This window comes from Mesorhizobium sp. M0960 (assembly GCF_040319055.1).
Lineage (GTDB): Bacteria > Pseudomonadota > Alphaproteobacteria > Rhizobiales > Rhizobiaceae > Mesorhizobium.
In genome coordinates this window covers 71,094-95,997 of record NZ_JAMYNN010000022.1, presented here as the reverse complement: position 1 = coordinate 95,997, position 24,904 = coordinate 71,094, and the positions used below count along the sequence as shown (strand labels likewise).

Annotated in this window: 25 protein-coding genes and 1 pseudogene; 11 read left to right on the top strand and 15 right to left on the bottom strand. The window is 62.9% G+C overall.

What is annotated here, in order from left to right; translation table 11 throughout:
- On the top strand, nt 1-209 hold a 209-nt coding region (locus tag NKH63_RS27650; RefSeq protein WP_352495195.1), incomplete at its 5' end, for a transposase.
- Between the two features lie 289 nt (nt 210-498).
- On the opposite strand, the gene lpdA is transcribed toward NKH63_RS27650, so the two are convergent.
- From lpdA to mdh, 10 genes are all read right to left on the bottom strand, one after another.
- Nucleotides 499-1,905, bottom strand: a complete 1,407-nt coding sequence (gene lpdA / locus NKH63_RS27645; RefSeq protein WP_352919654.1) for a dihydrolipoyl dehydrogenase — start codon at nt 1,903-1,905, stop codon at nt 499-501.
- A gap of 17 nt (nt 1,906-1,922) precedes the next feature.
- A complete protein-coding gene (locus NKH63_RS27640; RefSeq protein WP_023722722.1) occupies nt 1,923-2,672 on the bottom strand; it encodes an SDR family oxidoreductase in 750 nt (249 codons plus the stop codon).
- Entirely contained in the window at nt 2,669-3,196 is a 528-nt protein-coding gene (locus tag NKH63_RS27635) for a hypothetical protein (RefSeq protein WP_352588024.1), read from the bottom strand. The genes NKH63_RS27640 and NKH63_RS27635 overlap by 4 nt, the downstream gene beginning before the upstream one ends.
- A gap of 23 nt (nt 3,197-3,219) precedes the next feature.
- Nucleotides 3,220-4,521, bottom strand: a complete 1,302-nt coding sequence (gene odhB / locus NKH63_RS27630) for a 2-oxoglutarate dehydrogenase complex dihydrolipoyllysine-residue succinyltransferase (RefSeq protein ID WP_352548534.1) — start codon at nt 4,519-4,521, stop codon at nt 3,220-3,222.
- Between the two features lie 48 nt (nt 4,522-4,569).
- Entirely contained in the window at nt 4,570-7,557 is a 2,988-nt protein-coding gene (locus NKH63_RS27625; protein ID WP_352717863.1) for a 2-oxoglutarate dehydrogenase E1 component, read from the bottom strand.
- A gap of 124 nt (nt 7,558-7,681) precedes the next feature.
- Nucleotides 7,682-8,584, bottom strand: a complete 903-nt coding sequence (sucD, locus tag NKH63_RS27620; protein WP_352919650.1) for a succinate--CoA ligase subunit alpha — start codon at nt 8,582-8,584, stop codon at nt 7,682-7,684.
- A gap of 64 nt (nt 8,585-8,648) precedes the next feature.
- Nucleotides 8,649-9,020, bottom strand: a complete 372-nt coding sequence (locus tag NKH63_RS27615) for a cupin domain-containing protein (protein ID WP_352494050.1) — start codon at nt 9,018-9,020, stop codon at nt 8,649-8,651.
- Between the two features lie 18 nt (nt 9,021-9,038).
- Complete coding sequence (locus NKH63_RS27610; protein WP_352919647.1) at nt 9,039-9,284, bottom strand: hypothetical protein; 246 nt, start codon at nt 9,282-9,284, stop codon at nt 9,039-9,041.
- Between the two features lie 155 nt (nt 9,285-9,439).
- Nucleotides 9,440-10,633, bottom strand: a complete 1,194-nt coding sequence (gene sucC / locus NKH63_RS27605) for an ADP-forming succinate--CoA ligase subunit beta (protein WP_352494049.1) — start codon at nt 10,631-10,633, stop codon at nt 9,440-9,442.
- 41 nt (nt 10,634-10,674) lie between these two features.
- Nucleotides 10,675-11,643: a malate dehydrogenase gene (gene mdh, locus NKH63_RS27600; RefSeq protein WP_023723107.1), complete on the bottom strand. Its 969-nt coding sequence runs from the start codon at nt 11,641-11,643 to the stop codon at nt 10,675-10,677.
- A gap of 231 nt (nt 11,644-11,874) precedes the next feature.
- Between mdh and NKH63_RS27595 the strand changes: the two genes are divergently transcribed.
- On the top strand, nt 11,875-12,303 hold the full coding sequence (locus NKH63_RS27595; protein ID WP_031195456.1) for a GNAT family N-acetyltransferase: 429 nt from the start codon (nt 11,875-11,877) through the stop codon (nt 12,301-12,303).
- Between the two features lie 87 nt (nt 12,304-12,390).
- Here the strand turns inward: NKH63_RS27595 and zapE are convergent, their stop codons facing one another.
- Nucleotides 12,391-13,587, bottom strand: coding sequence for a cell division protein ZapE (gene zapE / locus NKH63_RS27590; RefSeq protein ID WP_352494048.1), 1,197 nt, complete (start codon nt 13,585-13,587; stop codon nt 12,391-12,393).
- A gap of 82 nt (nt 13,588-13,669) precedes the next feature.
- A complete protein-coding gene (locus NKH63_RS27585) occupies nt 13,670-14,209 on the bottom strand; it encodes an AprI/Inh family metalloprotease inhibitor (protein ID WP_352919643.1) in 540 nt (179 codons plus the stop codon).
- Nucleotides 14,210-14,490: 281 nt separating this feature from the next.
- On the opposite strand from NKH63_RS27585, the pseudogene NKH63_RS27580 reads away from it, so the two are divergent.
- Nucleotides 14,491-15,501: pseudogene (locus tag NKH63_RS27580) on the top strand (MBL fold metallo-hydrolase).
- Nucleotides 15,502-15,648: 147 nt separating this feature from the next.
- On the opposite strand, the gene NKH63_RS27575 reads toward NKH63_RS27580, so the two are convergent.
- A complete protein-coding gene (locus tag NKH63_RS27575) occupies nt 15,649-16,755 on the bottom strand; it encodes a flavin-containing monooxygenase (RefSeq protein ID WP_352919640.1) in 1,107 nt (368 codons plus the stop codon).
- A gap of 289 nt (nt 16,756-17,044) precedes the next feature.
- Between NKH63_RS27575 and NKH63_RS27570 the strand changes: the two genes are divergently transcribed.
- From NKH63_RS27570 to NKH63_RS27535, 8 genes are all read left to right on the top strand, one after another.
- The gene (locus tag NKH63_RS27570; RefSeq protein WP_031195454.1) at nt 17,045-17,206 is read left to right on the top strand and encodes a DUF1328 family protein; all 162 of its coding nucleotides are present in this window, start codon (nt 17,045-17,047) and stop codon (nt 17,204-17,206) included.
- Between the two features lie 74 nt (nt 17,207-17,280).
- The gene (gene dapF / locus NKH63_RS27565) at nt 17,281-18,165 is read left to right on the top strand and encodes a diaminopimelate epimerase (protein ID WP_352919637.1); all 885 of its coding nucleotides are present in this window, start codon (nt 17,281-17,283) and stop codon (nt 18,163-18,165) included.
- Nucleotides 18,165-19,466 carry a tRNA (N(6)-L-threonylcarbamoyladenosine(37)-C(2))-methylthiotransferase MtaB gene (gene mtaB, locus NKH63_RS27560; RefSeq protein WP_352494045.1) on the top strand — a complete coding sequence of 434 codons (1,302 nt, stop codon included), beginning with the start codon at nt 18,165-18,167 and terminating at the stop codon, nt 19,464-19,466. Before dapF ends, mtaB begins: the two co-directional genes overlap by 1 nt.
- 11 nt (nt 19,467-19,477) lie before the next feature.
- Nucleotides 19,478-21,241, top strand: a complete 1,764-nt coding sequence (ftsY, locus tag NKH63_RS27555) for a signal recognition particle-docking protein FtsY (protein WP_352494044.1) — start codon at nt 19,478-19,480, stop codon at nt 21,239-21,241.
- Nucleotides 21,242-21,301: 60 nt separating this feature from the next.
- Complete coding sequence (locus NKH63_RS27550; protein WP_352817258.1) at nt 21,302-21,967, top strand: septation protein A; 666 nt, start codon at nt 21,302-21,304, stop codon at nt 21,965-21,967.
- A gap of 91 nt (nt 21,968-22,058) precedes the next feature.
- Entirely contained in the window at nt 22,059-22,679 is a 621-nt protein-coding gene (locus NKH63_RS27545; protein ID WP_352481060.1) for a pyridoxamine 5'-phosphate oxidase family protein, read from the top strand.
- Between the two features lies 1 nt (nt 22,680).
- Nucleotides 22,681-23,118, top strand: a complete 438-nt coding sequence (locus NKH63_RS27540) for an NADPH-dependent FMN reductase (RefSeq protein ID WP_352919634.1) — start codon at nt 22,681-22,683, stop codon at nt 23,116-23,118.
- Complete coding sequence (locus NKH63_RS27535) at nt 23,099-23,251, top strand: hypothetical protein (protein ID WP_352919631.1); 153 nt, start codon at nt 23,099-23,101, stop codon at nt 23,249-23,251. Before NKH63_RS27540 ends, NKH63_RS27535 begins: the two co-directional genes overlap by 20 nt.
- Before the next feature lie 278 nt (nt 23,252-23,529).
- Here the strand turns inward: NKH63_RS27535 and NKH63_RS27530 are convergent, their stop codons facing one another.
- Both NKH63_RS27530 and NKH63_RS27525 read right to left on the bottom strand, forming a co-directional pair.
- The gene (locus NKH63_RS27530; RefSeq protein ID WP_352481061.1) at nt 23,530-23,739 is read right to left on the bottom strand and encodes a tautomerase family protein; all 210 of its coding nucleotides are present in this window, start codon (nt 23,737-23,739) and stop codon (nt 23,530-23,532) included.
- Between the two features lie 32 nt (nt 23,740-23,771).
- Complete coding sequence (locus NKH63_RS27525; RefSeq protein ID WP_352481062.1) at nt 23,772-24,689, bottom strand: SMP-30/gluconolactonase/LRE family protein; 918 nt, start codon at nt 24,687-24,689, stop codon at nt 23,772-23,774.
- Nucleotides 24,690-24,904: the final 215 nt, after the last annotated feature.

Sequence of the window (24,904 nt, the reverse complement as noted above, 5' to 3'; positions counted from 1 at the left end):
AGTCGACGAACATGCTGGAGCGGCTGAACCAGGAGATCAAGCGGCGCACCCTGGTCGTTCGCATCTTCCCCAACCCGCGGAGCTGCCTGCGGCTGGTTCGGGCATTGGCGGTCGAGATCCACGAGAACTGGCTCGAGGCGACCCGCTATCTCAACATGGATCATCTGCGCGAGCACAAGAAGGAGAGCCTGAGAGCATTGGCCGCCTGAGCACCGCCGTGTGTCCGCCGCTCCGCTAAACACGGGGGCTGCGCGGCGGACACGCCGACGTCACAGCTACTGCCACGCCATTTTTGCAGAACTTGACGCACACAACTGAATCACCGGTTACCAGCCGATGCGAAGAGGCACTCGATTCTGGTTCGCCGGAACACTGCCGCTTAGGTAACGGCATGGATCCCAGGGTCTCCGCGACATCGCTCCGCTCCTGCTCCGCCCTGGGATGACGAATCGCGGCTGTTTCAGCCAATCTCTAAGCTTTGCGATTCACCGCGTTTGCTCAGATATGGATGGGCTTGAAGAACGTCGCCAGTGCCGCCTCCTTGACCGCCTCCGACATTGTCGGATGGGCGTGACAGGTGCGGGCTAGGTCTTCCGACGAGCCGCCAAATTCCATCAGCACCGCCGCCTCGTGGATCATCTCGCCGGCGCCGAAGCCGACGATGTGGACGCCGAGCACGCGGTCGCTGGCCTTGTCGGCCAGGATTTTCACAAAGCCGTCGGTGTGCAGCATGGCGCGCGCCCGGCCATTGGCGCTGAACGGGAATTTTCCCGCCTTGTAGTCGACGCCGGCCTTCTTCAATTCTTCTTCGGTCTTGCCGACCGAAGCGATTTCCGGCGTGGTGTAGACGACGCTCGGAATCACGTCATAGTTCACATGCCCGGCCTGGCCGGCAATGGTTTCGGCCACCGCCACGCCCTCGTCCTCGGCCTTGTGGGCGAGCATCGGGCCGGCGATGACATCGCCGATGGCGTAGATACCGGGGACTTTGGTCCTGAGATGGCCGTCGGTCTTGACCCAGCCGCGCTCGTCGACGTCGACGCCTGCCTCCTTAAGCCCGAGAGCGTCCGAATAGGCCCGTCGTCCCGTCGCGATCAGCACGGCGTCGGCCTCGATCGTCTCGGCCGCCCCGCCTTTGACTGGCTCGAAGGTGACCGTCGCTCCCTTCTTGGCCTTGGCGACGCCGGTCACCTTGGCGCCCAGCCTGAACTCAAAGCCCTGCTTCGACAGCAGGCGCTGGAACTGCTTGGAGACCTCGCCATCCATGCCGCCCAGGATGGAGTCGAGGAACTCGACCACGGTGACCTTGGCGCCGAGCCGCGCCCATACCGAGCCGAGCTCCAGACCGATGACACCGCCGCCGACCACCACCAGATGGCCCGGCACCTTGTCCAGCGACAGCGCGCCGGTCGACGACACGATCACCTTCTCGTCGAAATCGACCTTGACGCCGGGAATGCCGGCGACGTCGGAGCCGGTGGCGATGACGATGTTCTTGGTCTCGATCTCCTCGACCTTGCCGTCATCGGAGGTCACCGACACCTTGCCGGCCGCAACTACTTTGCCGGTGCCACGAAAACTGTCGATCTTGTTCTTCTTGAACAGGAAGGCGACGCCATTGACGTTGGCCGTCACCGTCGCATCCTTGTGTGCCATCATCTTGCCGAGATTGAGCTTGGGCGCGCCGATCTCGACGCCAAGCGCATCGAAGGAATGGCCGGCCTCGGCAAACATCTCGGACGCATGCAGCAGCGCCTTCGACGGGATGCAGCCGATGTTGAGGCAGGTACCGCCGAAGGTCGGGTTCTTTTCGACCACCGCCGTCTTCAGGCCGAGCTGTGCCGCCTTGATGGCGCAGACATAGCCGCCCGGTCCCGATCCGATGATAACGACGTCATAGGCCATGATACTGTCCCTTTGCTTTAGCGGCCGCCGCCGACTTCCAGATTGGCGCCTGTCGTATAGGAGGCCTCGTCCGACAGCAGCCAGAGAATTGCGGCCGCGACTTCCTCGGCAGTGCCTGCGCGCTGCATCGGCACCACCCGGCCCATTTTCTCGGCGCGATCCGGCTGCCCGCCGGAGGCATGAATTTCCGTGTCGATGATGCCCGGGCTGACCGCGTTGACACGGACGCCTTCCTCGGCCACTTCCCGCGCCAGGCCGACAGTGAAGGCGTTGATCGCGTTCTTGGAGGCTGCGTAGTCGATATATTGACCTGCCCCGCCAAGCCTTGCCGCGATCGAAGACAAATTGACGATGGCGCCGCCCTTGCCGCCATTTCTGGTCGACATGCGCTTCACCGCTTCGCGTGCGCAAAGCATCGGCCCAATCACATTGATCCGCATCATGCGCTCGAGCCGCGCGAACGACATCTCGTCGACCCGTGACAGGCTGTCGACGACACCGGCATTGTTGACCAGCGCATCAAGCCCGCCGAAGCGGTCTTCGACCGCCTCGAACATGGCCAGCACATCCGTCTCGCTGCCGACATCGGCCTTGAGGGCAAAGGCTTCTCCGCCGCCGGCCTCGATGTCGGCGACCACCGTTTCGGCCGCTTTTGCATTCGACGCGTAATTGACCGCAACGCGGTAGCCGGCCTCGGCGGCAAGCCTGCATGTAGCGGCGCCAATGCCGCGGCTGCCGCCGGTCACCAGCAGGATTTTTCCGCTCATTCCTGACATCCTTTCAGGGCAAAGACGTCCCAGGGCACCTTGGAAAAGCCGTTGGCGCCATAGGCCGCCGACATCTGCAACGACGCCCCCAGATCGGGCAGGATCAGCTTCTTCGGCGCATCCTTTCCTTCGCCCGGCAGCAACGCGATATTGCCCTGGTCGTCGGCCGTATAGATGACCCCCTCCCACACAGTGCAGGCGGCGAGCTCGTCGCCGGTGACGTCGCCAGCCGGGCATTTGTACATCAGTGAGCCATGCGGCCGCGCCACGCCCTCCGTCCACATGACGATTCCGTCGAGAACGACGTCCTTGTCGAGCACCATCTTGAAACTGTTGGTGACGGCGGCCGATTCGCCGGTTGGCCTGAAATCGATCTCGGCTGCGTTTTCAGTGTCGCCGTAGACGGCCAGTTCGAGCGGGCAGGCGGCAAGCGCAGCGGAGACCGTCTGCACGCCGAGTGCGGAGATCGTGACAAACAAACCGGACCGGAAACGAGAGGAACCAATCCGGTGGCGCAGATCCATTCTCCGGCTCACTCGGGCCGCCCCTAGAGGTCGAGCACCAGCCGCTCGGGATCCTCCAGGCTTTCCTTGACCCGCACCAGGAACGTCACCGCTTCCTTGCCGTCGACGATGCGGTGATCGTAGGACAGCGCCAGATACATCATCGGCCGGATGACGATCTGGCCGCCGACCACCACCGGCCGCTCCTGGATCTTGTGCATGCCCAAAATGCCCGACTGCGGCGCATTGAGGATCGGCGTCGACATCAGCGACCCGTAAACGCCACCGTTGGAAATCGTAAACGTGCCGCCTTGCATATCCGCAACCGATAGCTTGCCGTCGCGCGCCGCAAGCCCGAGCCTGCCGATGTCCTTCTCGATTTCGGCGATGGACATCTGGTCGGCATTGCGCACGACCGGCACGACAAGGCCTTTTTCGGTACCAACGGCGACGCCGATATGGGCGTAGTTCTTGAAGATGATGTCGGTGCCGTCGATCTCGGCGTTGACGGACGGGATCTCCTTCAGCGCATGGGTGACGGCCTTGGTGAAGAAACCCATGAAGCCGAGCTTCACGCCGTGCTTCTTCTCGAACACGTCCTTGTATTTGCTCCTCAGCGCCATCACCGCGCTCATGTCGACCTCGTTGAAGGTGGTCAGCATCGCGGCGGTCGATTGCGCTTCCTTGAGGCGGCGCGCGATGGTCTGGCGCAGCTTGGTCATGCGCACGCGCTCCTCGCGCGACGCATCGTCGGCCGAGGACGGCGCGCGCGCGGCGACAGGTGCCGGCACAGGTGCTGCCTTTGGCATTTCGGCCGGCTGCGACGGCGCGCCCCTGGCGATCAGGTCGAGCACGTCGCCTTTCAGCACCTGGCCGCGCTTGCCCGAGCCCGAGACCTGGTCGACCGCAAGATTGTGTTCGGCCAGCAGCTTTGCCGCCGACGGCGCCGGCGGCATTGTGCGTGTCTCAATCGCGCCGGCGTCGCCGGCGATCTTGGCCGTCTCGGCCGCGGCCTGCTGGACGCTCGAGGCCGCGGTCGGAGCCGAGGCCTGCGACACCGCGTCCGGCTTCGCTGCCGGAGCGGCGGCAGCATTGGCTGCTGCGCCGGCGCCTGCCGAAATCGTGCCGAGCAGCGCCCCGACGCCAACCGTCTCGCCTTCCTTGACGGCGATCTCGCTGAGCGTGCCCGCGGCGGCGGCCGGCACTTCCACCGTCACCTTGTCGGTTTCGAGTTCGACCAGCGGCTCATCGGCGGCGATCGCGTCGCCGACCTTCTTGAACCATTTGCCGATGGTCGCCTCGGTGACGGATTCACCAAGTGTCGGGACGCGGATTTCGGTTGCCATTGTGCCTGTCCGTTTCTTTCGGTTCTATTTTATCCGCCCAGTTCTGTTCTATTCACCAAGCGCGTCGTCGAGCAAGGCGGCAAGCTGGGCGAGATGCTTCGACATCAATCCGGTCGCCGGCGAGGCGGCGGCCGGCCGGCCCGTATAGCGCACCCGCTGGTGCTTGGCGTCGATATGCGCCAGCACCCATTCGAGATACGGATCGATGAACGACCAGGCGCCCATGTTCTTGGGCTCCTCCTGGCACCACACCATCTCGGCATTGCGGAAGCGCGACAGTTCGGTGATCAGCGCCTTGGCCGGGAACGGATAGAGCTGCTCGACGCGCAGCAGGTAGATGTCGTTGATGCCGCGCTTCTCGCGCTCTTCGTAGAGGTCGTAGTAGACCTTGCCCGAACAGAGCACGACACGGCGGATCTTCGAATCCTTGGTGAGCTTGATGGCCTGGCCCGACAGCAGCTGGGCGTCGTCCCACAACAGCCGGTGAAAGGCGCTTTCGCCCGACATTTCCGGCAGCGTCGACACCGCCCGCTTGTGGCGCAGCAGCGACTTCGGCGTCATCAGGATCAGCGGCTTGCGGAAGTCCCGCTTCAATTGCCGGCGCAAGATGTGGAAGTAGTTGGCCGGCGTCGTGACGTTGGCGACCTGCATGTTGTCTTCCGCGCAAAGCTGCAGGAAGCGCTCGAGCCGGGCCGACGAATGCTCCGGCCCCTGGCCTTCATAGCCGTGCGGCAGCAGGCAGACGAGGCCCGACATTCTGAGCCACTTGCGCTCGCCCGACGAGATGAACTGGTCGAACACCACTTGGGCGCCATTGGCGAAGTCGCCGAACTGCGCTTCCCACAGCGTCAGCGCCTTCGGCTCAGCCAGCGAGTAGCCATATTCGAAGCCGAGCACGGCCTCTTCCGACAGCATCGAGTTGATGACCTCGAAGCCGGCCTGCGCCGCCGACAGATTGTTGAGTGGGATGTAGCGGGTCTCATCGCGCTGGTCGTAGAGCACTGAATGGCGCTGCGAGAAGGTACCGCGCTCCGAATCCTGTCCGGACAGCCGGATCGGATTGCCGTCGAGCAGGATGGCGCCGAAGGCCAGCGCCTCGGCCGTCGACCAGTCGATGCCTTCGCCCGACTCGATCGCCTGGCGGCGGTTGTCGAGGAAGCGGATGATCGTCTTGTGTGCCTCGAAATCCTTCGGCACCTCGGTCAGCTTCTTGCCGATCTCCTTCAGCGTCTTGACCGGTACCGCGGTCTTGCCGCGCCGCTGTTCGTCCTGGTTGTCGGCCGAGCGCAGGCCGGACCAGGCGCCGTCCAGCCAGTCCGCCTTGTTCGGCTTATAGTGCTGGCCGACCTCGAATTCCTGCTCGAGATGCGCCCGCCAGTCGGCCTTCATCTTTTCGAGCTCGGCCTGGCTGATGTGGCCTTCGGCGATCAGCCGGTCGGCATAGATCTGCATGGTCGTCTTCTGGTTGCGGATCTTGCGATACATGATCGGCTGGGTGAAGGCCGGCTCGTCGCCCTCGTTATGGCCGAAGCGGCGATAGCAGAACATGTCCACCACCACCGGCTTGTGGAACTTCATGCGGAATTCGATCGCCACCTTGGTGGCATGGACCACAGCTTCCGGATCGTCGCCATTGACGTGGAAGATCGGCGCCTCGATCATCTTGGCCACGTCGGACGGATAGGGCGACGAACGCGAAAAGCGCGGGTTGGTGGTGAAGCCGATCTGGTTGTTGATGATGAAATGCAGCGTGCCGGCGACGCGGTGGCCACGCAGGCCAGACAGGCCGAGGATTTCGGCAATCACGCCCTGGCCGGCAAAGGCCGCATCGCCATGCAGCAGCAGCGGCAGCACCTTGGCGCGCTCTTCCAGCGGCACGATCTCCTCGCGGCTGCGGCCAAACAGATAGTCCTGCTTGGCGCGCGCCTTGCCCATAACCACCGGATCGACGATTTCCAGATGCGATGGGTTGGCGGTCAGCGACAGATGCACCTTGTTGCCGTCGAACTCGCGGTCGGATGAGGCACCGAGATGGTACTTCACGTCGCCCGAGCCTTCGACCTCGTCGGGCGCGGCCGAGCCGCCCTTGAACTCGTGGAAAATGGCGCGGTGCGGCTTGGCCATCACCTGCGACAAAACGTTCAGCCGGCCGCGATGCGCCATGCCGAGCACGATCTCCTTCATGCCGAGCTGGCCGCCGCGCTTGACGATCTGCTCCAGCGCCGGGATCAGCGACTCGCCGCCATCGAGGCCGAAGCGCTTGGTTCCCTTGTACTTGACGTCGATGAACTGCTCGAAGCCTTCGGCCTCGACCAGCTTTTGCAGGATCGCCTTCTTGCCGGTGGCGGTGAAGGAGATCTCCTTGTCGGCGCCCTCGATGCGCGCCTGGATCCAGGCCTTCTCCTCGGGATCGGAGATATGCATGAATTCGACGCCGAGCGTCGAGCAATAGGTCCGGGTCAGGATGTCGAGCATCTGCCGGATGGTGCCGAATTCCAGCCCGAGCACATTGTCGAGGAAGATCGGCCGGTCGTAATCGGCTTCGGTGAAGCCGTAATTCTCCGGCGACAGCTCGTTATAATCCTCGAGCGGCTTGGCAATGCCGAGCGGATCGAGATTGGCATGCAGGTGGCCGCGCATGCGAAAGGCGCGGATCATCATGATGGCGCGGACGGAATCGCGCGTCGCCTGATGCACGTCGGCGTCGGAAAGCGCTGCGCCGTTGCCGGCTGCTCGGTCCTTCACCTTCTTTTCGATGTGCTTTTCGACCAGGCCCCAATTGCCGTCCAGCGCCGAGACAAGCTCGCCATTGGCCTGCATCGGCCAGGAGGGCTTGGCCCATGAGGCGCCCTTGGCATTCTTGCGCACGTCGCCAGCGTCGTCCTTCAGCGCCGCGAAAAAGTCCTGCCATTCGGGATCGACCGACGCGGGATCGTCCTCATAAGCGGCATAGAGCGCGTCGATATAATCGGCATTGCCGCCATAGAGGAAAGAGGTAAGCGAAAACTGGTCGTTGGCCTGATCTTGTCTTGCCATTTTTTTCCGCGGAGCGCCTGCTCCGTCTCCTTTTCAGAGCGAATAGAGAGTAGTGAGTAAGGATTTCCCTGGTTCGCGCCGTTACTCTGTTTTTCCTATTCGCTATTCACTACTCGCTACTCACTTATCCTTTGATCGCCTCGACCAGCGTCGTACCGAGCCGTGCTGGCGACGGCGATACCTTGATGCCGGCCGATTCCATCGCCGCGATCTTGTCTTCCGCGCCGCCCTTGCCGCCCGAGATGACCGCGCCCGCATGGCCCATGGTGCGGCCCGCCGGCGCCGTGCGCCCGGCGATGAAGCCCGCCATCGGCTTGCTGCGGCCACGCTTTGCCTCATCCTTGAGGAACTGCGCGGCGTCTTCCTCGGCCGAGCCGCCGATCTCACCGATCATGATGATCGACGTGGTCTCGTCGTCGGCGAGGAACATCTCCAGCACGTCGATGAACTCCGTGCCTTTGACCGGGTCGCCGCCAATGCCGACGGCGGTGGTCTGGCCGAGACCGACATTGGTGGTCTGGAACACCGCCTCATAGGTAAGCGTTCCCGAGCGCGAAACAACGCCGACCGAGCCCTTGCGGAAGATGTTGCCGGGCATGATGCCGATCTTGCATTGGTCGGGGGTCAGCACGCCGGGGCAGTTCGGCCCTATCAGCCGCGATTTCGAGCGGTCGAGCCTCGCCTTGACCTTGATCATGTCCATCACCGGTATGCCCTCGGTGATGCAGACGATCAGCGGGATCTCGGCCTCGATCGCTTCCAGGATCGCTTCGGCAGCACCCGCCGGCGGCACGTAGACGACCGAAGCGTTGGCGCCGGTCTTCGCCTTGCCTTCGGCTACGGTGGCGAAGATCGGCAGTGCCTCGCCCTTGGTGCCGGTCCAGGTCTCGCCGCCCTTCTTGGGATGGATGCCGCCGACCATTTTCGTGCCGTGATAAGCCAGCGCCTGTTCGGTGTGGAACGTGCCGGTCTTGCCGGTCAGGCCTTGCACCAGCACCTTGGTGTTCTTGTCGACGAGGATGGACATGGTGGTCCTTTTCAAAAACCGTTGATCGGGGAAGGCCGCGCGCTCATGGTCATAGCCGCCGTGGTCACAATCGCTTGAGGTCGGCGACCGTGAGGTCGCTCTTGGCATTGCCGGTGTTGAGCGTCGTCGCCGGCTCGAACATCAGCACAACAGGTTCTTCGCTCAGCGAGCGCGGCCGGTGCTCGACGGCGCGCGGCACGACGATGAACTCGCCGCTGGAAAGCTCCACCGTGCCGTCGCGGAAATCGATGGCGATGCGGCCGCGCAGCACCAGGAAGGCCTCGTCTTCATTGTCGTGCGCGTGCCAGTCGAAGACGTCGCCGAACTTGGCGATCTTGACCTGGGAATCGTTGACGTCGCCGGCAATATGCGGATCGAAGACCTTCTTGATCTTCGTATCCGCCGCCTCGACGAGGTTTATCTTGTGCGGAGGCACAGGCTCATTCCTTTTCCGTCATCGGGCATCGGCAGCGTGCTGTTCATCAATCTCATCCCGCAGGAAACGGTCAGGTGCATGTCCGAGATCATTCTCTTTGCCATACATCCAGGCTCTCATTTTCATCGTAGGTTTGAACGGGCTCTTTCCTGCTCCGACGACGACGTACCACTCGCGCCCAATCTCATCTGACACCTGATAAAGCCAGAAACGTCGATAATTATCGGTCTCCTCAGCGACTACGCCCCGCACTTTGTAGTGCATCGGTTTTTCGTCCAGCTTCCAATGATAGTGGCACTCCCAAAGGTATTGTTCGATTTCCTCGACCGAATAGGGCTGCGGTCGGGCAGCTGGTCCAAGCTCTGAACCTCTTCTTCCCAGTGAATGGGGAAGCTACCCAACGCAACGCTCCTAGTTTCTCAGTGTTTCACCGCCGCCACGATCTTCTTGGCCGCATCGTCGAGATCATCGGCCGACACCACGTTCAGCCCGCTGTCGTTGATGATCTTCTTGCCGAGCTCGGCATTGGTTCCTTCCAGCCGCACAACCAGCGGCACTTGCAGGCCGACCTCCTTGACCGCGGCGATGACGCCCTCAGCGATGATGTCGCACTTCATGATGCCGCCGAAGATATTGATCAGAATGCCTTTGACCGCTGGATCCTTGGTGATGATCTTGAACGCCGCCGTCACTTTTTCCTTAGACGCGCCGCCGCCGACATCGAGGAAGTTGGCCGGCTCGGCGCCGTAGAGCTTGATGATGTCCATCGTCGCCATGGCAAGGCCGGCGCCGTTGACCATGCAGCCGATATTACCGTCGAGCGCGACATAGGCGAGGTCGTATTTCGACGCCTCGATCTCCTTCTCGTCCTCTTCGGTGGTGTCGCGCAATTCGAGCACGTCCGGGTGGCGGAACAGCGCATTGTTGTCGAACGACACTTTTGCGTCGAGCACGCGCAGCCGGCCGCTCTTCATGACGATCAGCGGGTTGATCTCGAGCAGGCTCATGTCCTTCTCGACAAATGCCTTGTAGAGGATCGGAAACAGCGTGCCACCATCTTTGGCGGCGTCGCCGTCGAGCCTCAGTGCGGCGTTGAGCGTGTTCACATCGTCGGCCGTCACGCCCTTTTCCGGGTCGATGGCGACGGTGATGATCTTTTCCGGCGTGTCGTGGGCGACCGCCTCGATGTCCATGCCGCCCTCGGTCGAGACGACGAAGGCGACGCGCCCGACCGAGCGGTCGACCAGGATCGACAGATAGAGCTCGCGCTCGATGTCAGCGCCGTCCTCGATGTAGAGCCGGTTGACCTGCTTGCCGGCCGGGCCGGTCTGCTTGGTGACCAGCGTATGGCCGAGCATCTCCTTGGCGTTGGCGACGACCTCGGCCACCGACTTCGCCAGCCTGACGCCGCCCTTCGCATCGGCGCCGAGCTCCTTGAACTTGCCCTTGCCGCGGCCGCCGGCATGGATCTGGCTCTTGACCACATAGAGCGGGCCGGGCAGCGCCTTGGCGGCGGCTTCCGCCTCGCTCGCCTTGAACACCGGCACGCCCTCGGCCACCGGTGCGCCAAAACCTTTCAGCAGCGCCTTGCCCTGATACTCATGGATGTTCATGCGCTATGTCTCCAGCTTGTTTGGCGGGCTTGGTTGCCGGCTTATTTGGCCGCGAGATGCGGAGCGATCTTGACGCAGGCGTCGCACAGACCCTGCACCGCGGCGACCGAACTGTCGAACATCTTCTGTTCGCTTTTCGCCAGTTCGATCTCGATGATACGCTCGACGCCGCCGGCGCCGATCACCACGGGAACGCCGACATAGGTGTTCTTGACGCCATATTGGCCGGAAAGAAAGGCAGCACAGGGCAGCACCCGCTTCTTGTCCTTGAGATAGGCTTCGGCCATGGCGATGGCCGAGGCGGCGGGCGCGTAGAAGGCCGAACCGGTCTTGAGCAGGCCGACGATCTCGGCGCCGCCGTCGCGGGTGCGCTGCACGATCTGGTCGAGCCGCTCCTTCGAGGTCCAGCCCATCTTGATAAGGTCGGGCAGCGGGATGCCGGCAACGGTGGAATAGCGGATCATCGGCACCATGGAATCGCCGTGGCCACCGAGCACGAAGGCGGTGACATCCTCGACCGAGACCTTGAATTCCTCGGCCAGGAAATAACGGAAGCGCGAACTGTCGAGCACGCCGGCCATGCCGACGACATGGCTCTTCGGCAGGCCGGAAAACTTCTGCAGCGCCCAGACCATGGCGTCGAGCGGATTGGTGATGCAGATGACGAAGGCCTTCGGCGCGTATTTCTTGAGGCCGGCGCCGACCTGCTCCATCACCTTCAGATTGATGCCCAGAAGATCGTCGCGGCTCATGCCGGGCTTGCGCGGCACGCCGGCGGTGACGATGCAGACGTCGGCGCCCTCGATGCCGGCATAGTCGTTGACGCCGGTCAGCCTGGAGTCGAACCCATCGACCGGCGACGACTGCGCGATGTCCAGCCCCTTGCCTTGCGGGATGCCTTCGGCGATATCGAACAGCACGACGTCGCCGAGATCCTTCAGGCCGACCATGTGGGCGAGGGTGCCGCCGATCATGCCCGAGCCGATGAGCGCTATCTTGTTGCGTGCCATGTCAGGATGTTTCCCTTTGACTATGACGGCGCCCAAATCCTTGACGATTTGATGACGGCGTCGGAGGAAGAGGCCGGAATGCTGCGGAACCGCGAAATTCGCCGCACGCAATAGCCCCGGCCGTGCAAAAATTCAAACGATTATTTTGGAGTGAGTAATTTCAATCGGTTAGAAACAATGGGACTTACGTAAACGTAAAAGTTCTGAAGCCGGCTAGAGGAATTCTACACAATGGCATCTGAAATCAGAAGGCTGTTTCCGGGCGATGACGCCCTTGTGATGCGGGTTGCCGACGAGGTTTTCGATGAGCCGGTCAGGCCGGATCGACTCTCTGCCTATCTCGCGGCGCCCGGCCATTTCATGATCGTGGCCCTCGCCGACGGCGTCGTTATCGGCCAATGCGCCGCGATCGTCCACCGGCACCCGGACAAGGTGAGCGAACTCTACATAGACGAGGTCGGCGTGGCGCCGGCCTTTCAACGCCAGGGCATTGCGACGAGGATGCTCGACGCCATGTTCGCACTCGGTCGCGAGCATGGTTGTGAGGAGGCCTGGGTCGGCACCGAGCCGGACAATGTTGCTGCTCGCGCACTTTACGAGTCGCGAAAGGTGCCGCATGGGCCGGCGGAGGATTTTGTGATGTATGTTTATCGATTATAGACGCGGCGGGACGGACCCTTTTAACGATGGCTGGACAGGTGTGAAGGAGCGCTGCAGATCAGCCTGCTGGGCATCGGGCTCCTAGCCCTAAGCCTGCCGCGCCTCTGTCGATGATCCCCGCGCCTTCTGCCTTTCCACCCAATCCTCCAGCCAGTCGTGGCTCTGCATCTCGATCAGCCGCGATGCGGTGCGCTCGAACTCGAAGACCTCGTTGCCGCGCTTGGCCGTATAGAGCTGCGGCGGCGGTGCTGCGGCGCTCATCACCAGCCGCACATGATGATCGTAGAGCGTATCGACCAGCAGGATGAAGCGCTTGGCTTCGTTGCGCTTGCCTTCGCCGAGCACCGGCACATGGTCGATGAAGATGGTCGAGAAACGGCCGGCGATGGCAAGATAGTCACGGGCGCCGAGCGGCCTCTCGCAGAGATCAGCGAAGGAAAACCGCGCCGCCTCGCCGGCAGCACGCGGCACTACGACATGCCGGCCCTTCACCATCAGCATCGTCTCGGCCGTCGGCCTGCCATGCGTCATCACCGCCCAGGCGTCGTCGAGCGCATGGTCGGCGGCGGCATCGGCCGGGGTGACGTAGACCGGCATGCGGCTGAGCTTGTCGAGGCGGTAATCCTTGTCGGCGTCCAGCGCCAGCACCTGCGCGTGGCGCTCCAAGATAGCAACAAACGGCAAGAACAACTGACGGTTCAGGCCGTCACGGTAGAGCTCCTGCGGCGCGACATTGGAAGTGGCGACCAGCACCACGCCATTGGCAAACAACGCCGAAAACAACCTGGACAGGATCATCGCATCGGCGATGTCGGTGACCGAAAACTCGTCGAAGCACAGCACCCAGGCTTCCTCGGCCAGCGCGCGCGCCACCGGTGGGATCGGATCGTCCTCCTTGGCCGTGCCGTTCTTGCGAGCCTGCCGGTGCTTCTGGATGCGATCCTGCACGTCGGCCATGAAATCGTTGAAATGCACGCGGCGCTTGCGCCGCACCGGCAGCAGCTCGAAGAACATATCCATCAGCATGGTTTTGCCGCGGCCGACGCCGCCATGGATGTAGAGGCCCTTGACTGCCTCGTGCACTTCGCGCTTGCGGGCGAACAGCCACCCAAGTGCGCTTGATTTATGCGCCAGCCGCTTTGCCGATATTTCGTCGATCAGCCGGTCGAGCGCAGCGGCGATCCGCTCCTGCGCCGGGTCGCGCCCGATGGCGCCCGTCTCGACCAGATGGTCGTAGCGCTGCTTGACGGTCGCATGGGTCTGGAGGCCGTCACGCAGATGCATCGGTCACGTCGTTCTGCAGCAATTCCAGGAAAGTGTATAACGGTTTTCCGTCCGGAATTGCGTAACAATAGGGGCGGTTCGATTACCTTGTAAGCGAGATCGGCAGGCCGTTGGAAGTCTGGCCGTCGAATTTCTCGCCGCCCGAGGAATACAGCCGTGCCAGCGTGCCGCCGTTCTCGTCAAAGAGCGTCAGCTGTTTGCCGGCGACGTTCCAGGATTTGATGCCGTCGAGCGGCGCCGGGCAATGCAGCGGTCCGGCGCGATAGCCCGAGCCGAATTTGGTCTGCGGCGTCGCCACCTGACAGCTCTGGCCGGACACGCTTGCCTTCCACACGCCGGCGACGCCGGAGGCGGTCAGGTCGGCCGCGCCGGCCGGCGCCGTCCCGTCGGGCGGCAACGAGGCGACCTGGGTGTTCTGCGGCGCGGTTGGAAATTTCGACGGATCGGCCGGGCCGGGTGTCGCCGGGGGCGGCAGCTGGTTTGCAGTCACCTTGCCGGCGGGCGCAGCTTCCAGCGGCGCCGGCTGCTGCTCGTCCATTGATGAGAACCGCGAGGTTGAACAGCCGCTCGCAACGAGCGCGGCCAGCGATACGGCCAGCAGGCCGGTTTTCGAAAATCTCATTCTTCAACCTCCGTCGGATCCGGCTGGGGGGTGCCGTCCGCGCAATGTCCCTCTCACCAAGATGGAGAAGGTGGCGAAATTTCAACCCGATATAGTTAAAATACGGTTTGCGCCGCTAATGTTGCAAATTTATCGCAAAATGCACATTGCCTGGCTGATACCTCCGGGTCGGTGCGATACGGCGCGCCGGCTCCAAATTCTTGACGTTCACCTCAAATGCTTGCGCCAGCTGGCTCCGGCATTATCTCTTGGCGATCAGCAAACTGCAGGGAGCCGATTTCTTGGCCGCGAGAAAGAGAGCCGCCAACCGCTATTACAGCGGCCCGCCCAGCGATCATTTCGACGGCACCTTGTTCTTCAATCCCGACGGCCGGCCGCCGGGTCGCTTTGCCGATCTGTTGAAATGACAATTGAGCGGCGAGCGCTCGAAATGGCCGGCGGCGAATCCGAGTCCGTTTCCACCGGCAAGACCGGTCGAGCGGATCGATGGTGCAGCGCTCCGCCTCACCATGGTCGGCCATTCCTCGCTGCTCGTCCAGACAGCCGGCCTGAACATCCTTACCGATCCGGTCTGGTCGCGGCGTGTCTCGCCAATCTCGTTCGCCGGGCCGAAACGCGTCAATCCGCCGGGCATCGCCTTTTCCCATCTGCCGCCGATCGACCTCGTGCTGGTCAGCCACAACCATTACGACCATCTCGACCTCGCCACGCTGAAGCGCCTGAAGGCAACGCACGACCCGCTACTGCTGACGCCGCTCGGCAACGACGCCATCATCGGCGCTGCCGTTCCCGGTATGCGGCTTTCCGCGCATGACTGGGGCGATCGGGTCGATATCGGCGATGACGTCGCCGTGCATGTCGAGCCGGTGCACCACTGGTCGGCCCGCGGTACTCGCGACCGGCGCATGGCGCTGTGGGCGGGTTTCGTCGTCGAAACGCCAAGTGCAAAGATCTATTTTGCCGGCGATACCGGCTTCCACGGCGGTATCAACTACCGGCTGATGGCTGAAAAGCATGGCGGCTTCCGCCTCGCCATCCTGCCGATCGGCGCCTACGAGCCGCGCTGGTTCATGGCGCCGCATCACCAGGATCCGGAGGAGGCGGTGCAAGGCATGCTTTTGTGCAACGCTGGCTATGCCGCCGGCTGCCACTGGGGCACATTCCGGCTCACCAACGAGCCGATCGACGAGCCGGCCAGAAAGCTCGGCGAAGCGCTTGGAGCCGCCGGTCTGCCGCGGGATCGTTTCCGTGCCTTGCAGCCGGGCGAAGTCTGGGACGTGCCAAAGGTTTAGCGCGGCGGCTGGCCTGACGGCGAAGGCGGCTGCAAAGCTTCCATATGCCTGGCTATATGGGCGGCGTCGCGGCCCACATATGAAAGAAGGCCGGAGCCGAAGGTATGCATCCAATGAAGGCCAGAAAGTACAGGCCGGGAAAGGCTGTCACGCCACGCTGTTGAATAGGTGCGTTGCGCGAATCGAAAATTGGTAAATCGATCCAGTTATAGTCGAAGCGATATCCCGTTCCCCAGATGACCGAGCCGACGTTCTCACCGGAGATATCCACTGACCGGGCGCGCCGACTTCCGCCAGGATTGGCGTTGCTGAGCGTTCATTGCCATCGCTGATGTGGTCCGCGACTTCAGGTTTCTCTGCCAGCGCCTCTGCCGCGGAGACAAAATCGTCATAGGACCTATCGGCTTCAGCCAATATCTGCGAGGCATCCCCGGCCACCAACAGTTTTCCATCGGCGCATCCGAGTACACGTCCCAGCACCACTCCACCATCGCGTGCAAAACGGCGGACGTTCATATCGTAACCGCCGTTGACACCGGTTACGACGGTCGAGGGGGGATACCGCCGCTCCGGGAAACTATCGATAGTGATCTCGAAACGTCCCATTTTGTCGAACCACCACAAGACATCCTGGCCGCGATAGCGCCGCGGCACCCGACGATGCGGACTGACCGAAAGATAGACATCGCGCCCGGATTGCTGGAGTTCATCCGCAATCTGGCTACCGGATGCACCACTGCCCACCACCAGCACCACTCCGGGGGGGAGCTCGTCGGGGTTGCGGTACCTCGAAGCGTGAACCTGGTAAACGGATCGAGGCAAATCCTTGGCCACCGCCGGTACCATCGAACGCTGGAAAGGGCCCGTCGCCACAACGACATTGCGGGCCGTCATGCTGCCGGCGTTTGTCTCCAACGCATAATCGCCGGTATCCCTGTGTCGGAGCTTCGTGACCTCCACACCCTCGCGAACCGGAGCTGCAATTTTTGCCGCATAGTGCTCGATGAACCGCGTGATGGCGGTGTGGTGGGCGAATCCTTCCGGTTCAGGGTCCTGATAAGAAACCCCAGGAAGCTCTATTGCCTGGTTGATGAATTGAAACCGAAGCGAATCCCAACGCTCAGTCCGCCAGCGTCCGGCAATACGCGCGCGTTCCAACACGACATGCTCACGTTCATGTTGGTGAAGATAGTAACTCATGGCGAGCCCCGCCTGGCCGCCACCAATAATGATCGTGTCCCAACGCTCAGTCATTGGAAAACTCTATCGCCGGCCCGCCAAACACGTCGTCAGCTTACGGTCTCGGTGCGGTGAAGATCTTGGGTAAGACGAAAAAAGGGATCCAAGATTGCTTAGCAGCGAAATATCCATTCCCGGACGTCAAATCGACACAACGGTAGCGTTCATTCAACACTATGACAACATTGCATCCGTAGCTGCATATCACAGCCGGGTCCTCGACCCGCCCAGCCACCGCAGGGAACCCAAGCCCTCGCAGAAGCGTTTGTAGGTGTTCAAACCTGCCGGCTGCGAGGTGTCTCTCATGATCAGGTGGATCATCATTCTTTTGATTATCGCGGCCGCGGCAAGCCTGCTCGGCATGCCGGCACTGGCTGGAGCCGCCGCAACCGGCGCCCGCATCCTCATCGGCATCGTGCTGATCATCTTCCTGCTGATCGTGCTTGGCGTATTCGCGGTGACCTGAAAAGCATGCCGCACTGGTAATTTCGGCCGGTATCCGCCATATAGGCGCCAAATCGGCAAGAGACCTTTCGATCCATGGCAAGCGCGGCCCCTTTCGCCAAGATGAACGGTATCGGCAACGAAATCATCGTTGCCGATATGCGTGGCCGTGCCGATCGCGTAACGCCTGCGGCAGCCGTCGCGCTTAATGCCGACGCCGCGACCAGGTTCGACCAGATCATGGCGATCCACGATCCCAGGACGCCGGGCACCGCCTTTTTCATCGACATCTTGAATTCCGACGGAACCAGTGCGCAAGCCTGCGGCAACGGCATGCGCTGTGTCGTCCAGGCGCTCGCCGCCGAGACCGGCCAGAAGACATTTGCCTTTGAAACAGTCGCCGGCATCCTCAATGCCGAGGAACATGCCGGCGGAATGATCTCGGTCGACATGGGCAAGCCGCGCTTTGGCTGGCGGGACATCCCGCTGGCCGAGGAGTTTCGCGACACCCGCATGATCGAACTGCAGATCGGCCCGATCGATGCGCCGGTACTGCATTCGCCGTCGGTCGTCTCGATGGGCAATCCGCACGCCATCTTCTGGGTCGACCGCGACGTCCGGTCCTATGAACTCGAGCGCTTCGGCCCGCTGCTCGAAAACCACCCGATCTTCCCTGAGCGCGCCAACGTCACCATCGCGCAAGTGACTTCGCCGGAGACCATGGCCATCCGCACCTGGGAGCGCGGCGCCGGACTGACCAAGGCCTGCGGCTCGGCTGCTTGCGCCGCCGTGGTCGCCGCGGCCCGCACCCGGCGCACCGGCCGCAGCGTCACGCTGATGACGCCCGGCGGCGGCTCGCTGCACGTCCTGTGGCGCGACGACGACCACGTCATCCTGACCGGTGCCGCCGAATGGGAATTTTCCGGCAGCTTCGATCCGTCGACCGGGGCGTGGGCGCGCGACACCGAAAGCGCCGCCTGATGGCTCCTCGTGGCAACAGGGGTATCGACGTCGTCACCTTCGGCTGCCGGCTGAACACCTATGAATCCGAGGTGATGCGGCGTGAAGCCGAAAGTGCGGGCCTCGGCGGGCTCGAAGGCGGCGCTATCATCTTCAACACCTGCGCCGTCACCGGCGAGGCGGTGCGCCAGGCCAAGCAGTCGATCAGAAAAGCCCGCCGTGAGAACCCGGCCGCCCGCATCATCGTCACCGGCTGCGCCGCGCAGACCGGCCCGAAGGATTTCGTCGCCATGGACGAGGTCGATCTCGTCCTCGGCAATGAGGAGAAGCTGAAGGCGCATTCATATCGCGCGCTGCCGGATTTCGGCGTCAACGACACCGAAAAGGCGCGCGTCAACGATATCTTTTCGGTGCGCGAAACGGCCACCCACATGGTCGACGCCATCGAGGGCCGGGCGCGCGCTTTTGTCCAGGTGCAGAACGGCTGCGACCACCGCTGCACCTTCTGCATCATTCCCTACGGTCGCGGAAATTCGCGCTCGGTCCCGATGGGCGCCGTGGTTGAGCAGGTCAAGCGACTCGCCGGCAATGGTTATGCCGAGATCGTGCTGACGGGCGTCGACATGACCAGTTTTGGCGCCGATCTGCCGGGCGCACCGAAGCTCGGCAAATTGGTCAAGACCATCCTGAAGCAGGTGCCAGACGTGAAACGCCTGCGGCTTTCTTCCATCGATTCGATCGAGGCCGACGACGATCTGCTGGACGCCATCGCCACCGAGCCGAGGCTGATGCCGCATCTGCACCTGTCGCTGCAATCGGGTGACGACATGATCCTGAAGCGGATGAAGCGCCGGCACAGCCGCGACCAGTCGATCCGCTTTTGCGAGGATGTGCGCAAACTGCGCCACGGCATCGTTTTCGGCGCCGACATCATCGCCGGCTTCCCGACGGAGACGGATGCCATGTTCGAAAACTCGCTGGAGATCGTCGAGGAATGCGGCCTGACGCATCTCCATGTCTTCCCGTTTTCGCCGCGCCAGGGCACGCCCGCCGCGCGCATGCCGCAGCTTCGCCGCGAAATGGTCAAGCAGCGCGCCGCACGGTTGCGCGCCGCCGGCGAGGTCGCCTACCGCCGTCACCTTTCCTCGCTCGCTGGCACACGCCAGTCGATCCTGGTCGAGCGCGATGGGCTCGGCCGCACCGAAGGGTTTACGCTGGCCGTGTTGTCAGCCGGGGCGCCGGGCGACATCGTCGAGGCTGATATCGCCGGCAATGACGGTATCAGACTGATCGCCGCGCCGCTTGCCGCCCGCGCCGCCTGAGAGCGCAAGACATGGCCGGGTTTTTCAAGAAGATATTTTCGTTCGGCAAGAAGGAAGTTGTCGAGGAGCGGCCCGACGAGACCGCACCGCTGCCGCCGATCAAATGGGACGAACTGGAGGCGCTGAAGCCGGCGGCCGAGCAGGCCGTCCCGGAGTTTTTGAAACGCGAAGAGTCGCGGCCCGAGGCAGACACTGCGCCTCCGCCGTCTGTCGAGACGGAAGCGCCGCCCGCGCCGCAGCCACCGCTCGAACCCGCACCAACCATTCCGCCCGAGCCAGAGATCCAGCCGGAGTCGGAAACGCCTGCTGAGGAGCCGGAAGAAATCCCGGCCGAGCTTGTTATTCCCGAGCCGGAGCAGCCGGAGATTGTCCAGACTGAGCCTCGGTCATCGGAAGCTGGCGCTGCCCCTCATCCGCCTGCCGGCACCTTCTCCCCGTATGGTGACGGGGAGAAGGGGGCTGATCGGCAGGCCGAGCCTCCTTTTGAAAGCGATGAAGAAGAAGCTGCAACGCTGACGTCCCCCTCTCTCCGTCCTTCACGGGGGTCCGGAGGACCGGCGAGACAAGCGGCTCGCCCCGGAACGGGAAAGGGTGAGGGGCAGCGCGAACCTCTGCAAGATACCGCACCGCCCGCCGAGAGCCCCTCCGCAGCGCCCGAAGCGCCGCCGGCCGAAATCCCGCCTCCGCTCCGCCAGCCCGCCCCGGTCGAAACGAAACCGGTCTTGACCGAGATTGCGCCCGAACCAGAGGCCATTCCGCAACCATCGCCGGAGCCAAAACCTGCCCCCGGCAAGGTGACCGTAACCAAGAAGGTCGAGCAGAAGGCCGAGCCGCAAAGAGCGCCCGAACCGGCGCCGAGGCGCTCCTGGTTCCAGCGCATGCGAGACGGGCTTGCCCGCTCTTCCAGGGAGTTGTCCGGCAACATCGCCGGCGTCTTCACCAAGCGCAAGCTCGACGAGGACACGCTGCAGGACCTGGAGGATGTGCTGATCCGCGCCGATCTCGGCATGGAGACGGCTTTGCGCGTTACCGACGCGCTCTCCGCCAGCCGCTACGGCAAGGATGTCTCCGAGACGGAAGTCCGCGCCATCATGGCGGCGGAGGTGGAGAAGGTGCTGACCCATGTCGCCATGCCGCTGGAACTCGACCTCAGCCACAAGCCGCATGTCATCCTGGTCGTCGGCGTCAACGGCACGGGGAAAACCACGACCATCGGCAAGCTCGCCGCAAAGCTGACCGATGGCGGCCTCTCGGTGATGCTCGCCGCCGGCGACACTTTCCGCGCCGCCGCGATCGAGCAGTTGAAGATCTGGGGCGAGCGCACCAACTCGCCGGTCATTGCCTCGAAGCTCGGCGCCGACGCCGCCGGCCTCGCTTACGACGCCTTCGAGCGGGCGAAGGAGGCCGGCTCCGACGTGCTGATCATCGACACCGCCGGGCGGCTGCAGAACAAGACCGAACTGATGGCGGAACTGGAAAAGATCGTCCGCGTGCTGGGCAAGCTCGATCCGGAAGCGCCGCACACCGTGCTGCAGACGGTCGATGCCACCACCGGCCAGAATGCGCTCAACCAGGTCGAGATCTTCCGCAATGTCGCCGGCGTCAACGGCCTGGTGATGACCAAGCTGGACGGCACGGCGCGCGGCGGTATTCTGGTGGCGATCGCGGCAAAGCACAAATTGCCGGTCTACTTCATCGGCGTCGGCGAACAGGTCGACGACCTCGAACCCTTTTCCGCAAGCGAGTTCGCCAGGGCGATCGCTGGCGTGGCTTGACGAGCATGATCCCGAAAAGTTGCAGACTTTTTGGATTGGATCGTGCGTAAGAAGGATCCCATGAACCCACCCATCCTCGAACGCGACCTGTCCGATCCGCGACGCAAGGCGTTGAACCCCGGCCTGAAATTCCTGCTCGAACTCGGGCCTGGTCTGGTGTTCTTTTTCACCACCATCCGCGGCGCGTGGCTTGTCGGGAAATTCCCGATCCTCAGCCATATCGGCGAGCCTATCCTGATTGCCACAGCGTTCTTTATGGTGGCGACGGCGCTGTCGCTCAGCGTTTCGTGGATTTTGACGCGCAGCTGGCCGATCATGCCGCTGGTCTCGGCCATCGTCGTGTTTGTGTTTGGTGCGCTGGCGCTGTGGCTGCAGGACAAGACCTTCGCTTTCATGAAGCCGACAATCATCAACAGCCTGTTCGGCATCACGCTGCTTGGCGGGTTGGCGTTTGGCAGATCGCTGTTGGGCTATGTCTTTGATTCCGCCTTCAATCTCGACGCCGAAGGCTGGCGCAAGCTCACTTTCCGATGGGGGCTTTTCTTCCTTTTTCTGGCTGTGCTGAACGAGGTCGTGTGGCGCAATTTTTCTGAGGAAACCTGGCTTTATTTCAAGGTCTGGGGCACGATTCCCATTACCCTTGTCTTCACGTTAAGCCAAATGCCGTTGATCCTGCGCCACTCGCTCGAGGACAAGGCCGCCAAGGAAGAGAAAGCCGGCAAATAGAGCAATTCCAAGAAAAGTGTGTAGCGGTTTTCCGGGGAAAAGCGCGTAGCGCTTTCCCTAGGGAATTGCGTCAGAATAGGAGGAGAGGGGCATGGAATTCATCACCACGCGCGACGAGTTGAGGACGATCTACAAGACGCCTCGGCCGACCGACGGTTCGATCCGCAAGGAACTGAAGGCATTGGACGGCCACTGCCGTTCCTTCATCGGCAAGAGCCCCTTCGTGCTGATCGGCTCGTCCGACGGCGCCGGCAATGCCGATGTGACGCCGAAGGGCGACAGGCCGGGCTTCGTAACAGTGCTTGACGAGAAGACCATCGCCATCCCCGACCGGCCCGGCAACAACCGGCTCGACACGCTGGAGAACATCCTTCTCAATCCCTCGATCGGGCTGCTCTTCCTCATTCCCGGCATGAACGAAACGCTGCGTGTCAATGGCGATGCCCGCATCACCGTCGATGCGTCATTGCGTGAGCGGCTGGCGGTCGACGGCAAGGCACCGCAAAGCGTCGTCGTGGTGACGGTCAAGGCCGCCTACATGCATTGCGCCAAGGCCTTCATGCGCTCCGAATTGTGGAAGCCGGAGAGCTGGTACGACCGCGCGACGCTGCCGACGCTCGGCCAGATCCTGCGCGACCAGTTGGCGCTCGCCGATTCGGCCGAGGCGACCGACCGCTGGCTGGACGAGGAATACAGAGAGACCATGTGGTAGTGTGCCCGGCGACGAATCGCTCGAGCCGGTCTCCATTTCCTTGCTCAACATCCTCGCCATCTCTGGCAGCCTGCGCGCCGCCTCGACCAATTCGGCCCTGGTCGCGGCACTCGCGCAAAACGCGCTGCCGGACTGTCACGTCGCCGTCTACGATGGGCTTGGGCGGCTGCCGATCTTCAACCCCGACGACGAAGGCGAGCGAACGCCACCGCAAGCAGCGGCGCTGATCGACGCGGTCACCGCCGCTGACGGCGTCATCGTCTCCTGCCCGGAATACGCCCATGGTGTGCCAGGCGGCCTGAAGAACGCGCTCGACTGGCTGGTGTCGCGCGATGCAGCCGTCGGCAAACCGGCCATGCTGGTACATGCCTCGCCGCGCTCGCTGTTTGCCCGCCGCACTTGCCGAGATCATGCGGACAATGTCTTTCGCGCTCTATGAGGAAGCAGCGCTCGAAATCGCGTTGCTCGGCAAGAAGCCGCCGGAGGTGGAGAAAATCCTGGCGGAACCGGAAAACCGGCTGGCGATGCGCAGCGCCGTTTCGGCCTTCGCGGGCTTCATCCGCTCGCGTTAAGTGGCGGCCATCGTGCTGTCGTATCCCAGGGCAGAGCGAACGCGAAGCGAGCGTCGGCGATCCTTCGCGCCCCCCTCTGTCCTGCCGGACATCTCCCCCACAAGGAGGGAGATTGGCCGTCATCCCTGCTTTCGCCAATCTCCAACGTTGAAAGAAGGGCCATGCGGCGAAGCTGCCGATCTCCCCCCAAGTGGGGGAGATGCCCGGTAGGGCAGAGGGGGGCGCTGTCCCGCAGGCCTCTCGCAAACTTCCGCACTGCCGCTGTGCTCGTCGAGAAATCAGCCCTTGCCCCTCCGCGTCTCGACGTCGGTCTCGCCGACGAACCAGTCGCGTGCAGCGACTTCCTCGAACACCACCCAGACATCGTTGCTGGTCAGGCCGGTGGCGCCGGTGATGGCCGCCGTCACCTGGGCGGCGATCGCGGCCTTTTTGCCGGCCGGGTCATCGGCAATCACCTCCTTGACCAGGCGGATATTCACGAATGGCATGGTGCCCTCCCTTGGATATGCTTGGCGGCCGTTCAATAGGTTTTGGCGCCGTTGACCATGAGCCGGACCATGTAGAGCGAGGTCGTGCCGGCGATGTAGAGGCAGTTCAGCTTGTTGCCGCCGAACACGCAATTGGCGACGACTTCCGGTACCTTGACCTTGCCGATCAGCGTCCCGTCTGGATCGTAGCAATGGATGCCGTCGGCGGCACTGGTCCAGATGCGGCCGTCCGCATCCAGCCTGAAACCGTCGAACAGGCCGGCGGTGCAGTCGGCAAAGACCTTTTCGCCGGAGACCGTCTTGCCGCCCTGGCCAACAGTGAAAACCCGGATGTGCGCCGGGTTTTGGGCGCCATGCGTGCGGCCGGTGTCGGCGACGTAGAGCTTGCTCTCGTCGAGCGAGAAGGCGAGCCCGTTGGGCCTGACCATGTCGGTGATCACCGCCTCGGTCTCGCCGGTGCCGGGATCGACGCGGTAGACATGGCAGGCGCCGATCTCACTTTCGGCCTTGTCGCCCTCGTAATCGGTATCGATGCCGTAGCTCGGGTCGGTGAACCAGATCGAGCCGTCGGACGTGACCACCGCGTCATTGGGCGAGTTCAGCCGCTTGCCGCGCCATTTGTCGGCGATGGTGATGACCGAGCCGTCATGCTCGGTGCGGCTGACGCGGCGGCCGGAGTGCTCGCAAGTGACCATCCGGCCTTGCCGGTCGACGGTGTTGCCATTGGAATTGCCGGACGGCTGACGGAACACGCTGACGCTGCCGTCGGTGTCGTCGTAGCGCAGCATGCGATTGTTCGGAATGTCGGACCACACCACATAGCGCCCGGCCGCAAACCAGGCCGGCCCCTCCGCCCATCGGCAGCCGGTAAACAGCCTGTCGACCTGTGCGTTGCCGTTGAACAGCCGCGAAAAGCGCGGATCGAGAACTTCGTAGAATTCGCTGGTCATGGTTCCTCCCGGTATCAGTCGCTTGGCGAGCCGCGATCAAGCCAGCCTGCGATCGATATGGCAAGATCGATGATGCGTCAGAAGCATTAGGGGAGCGAATGCTGGGCCGGACGGCAGGTCACATCCCGTTAACCGGCTATGCGCCCAGCGCAATGGTGCATTGCAACATCTTATTTTTGCAACGCACCATAACTATGTCATGCTTCGTATCGATC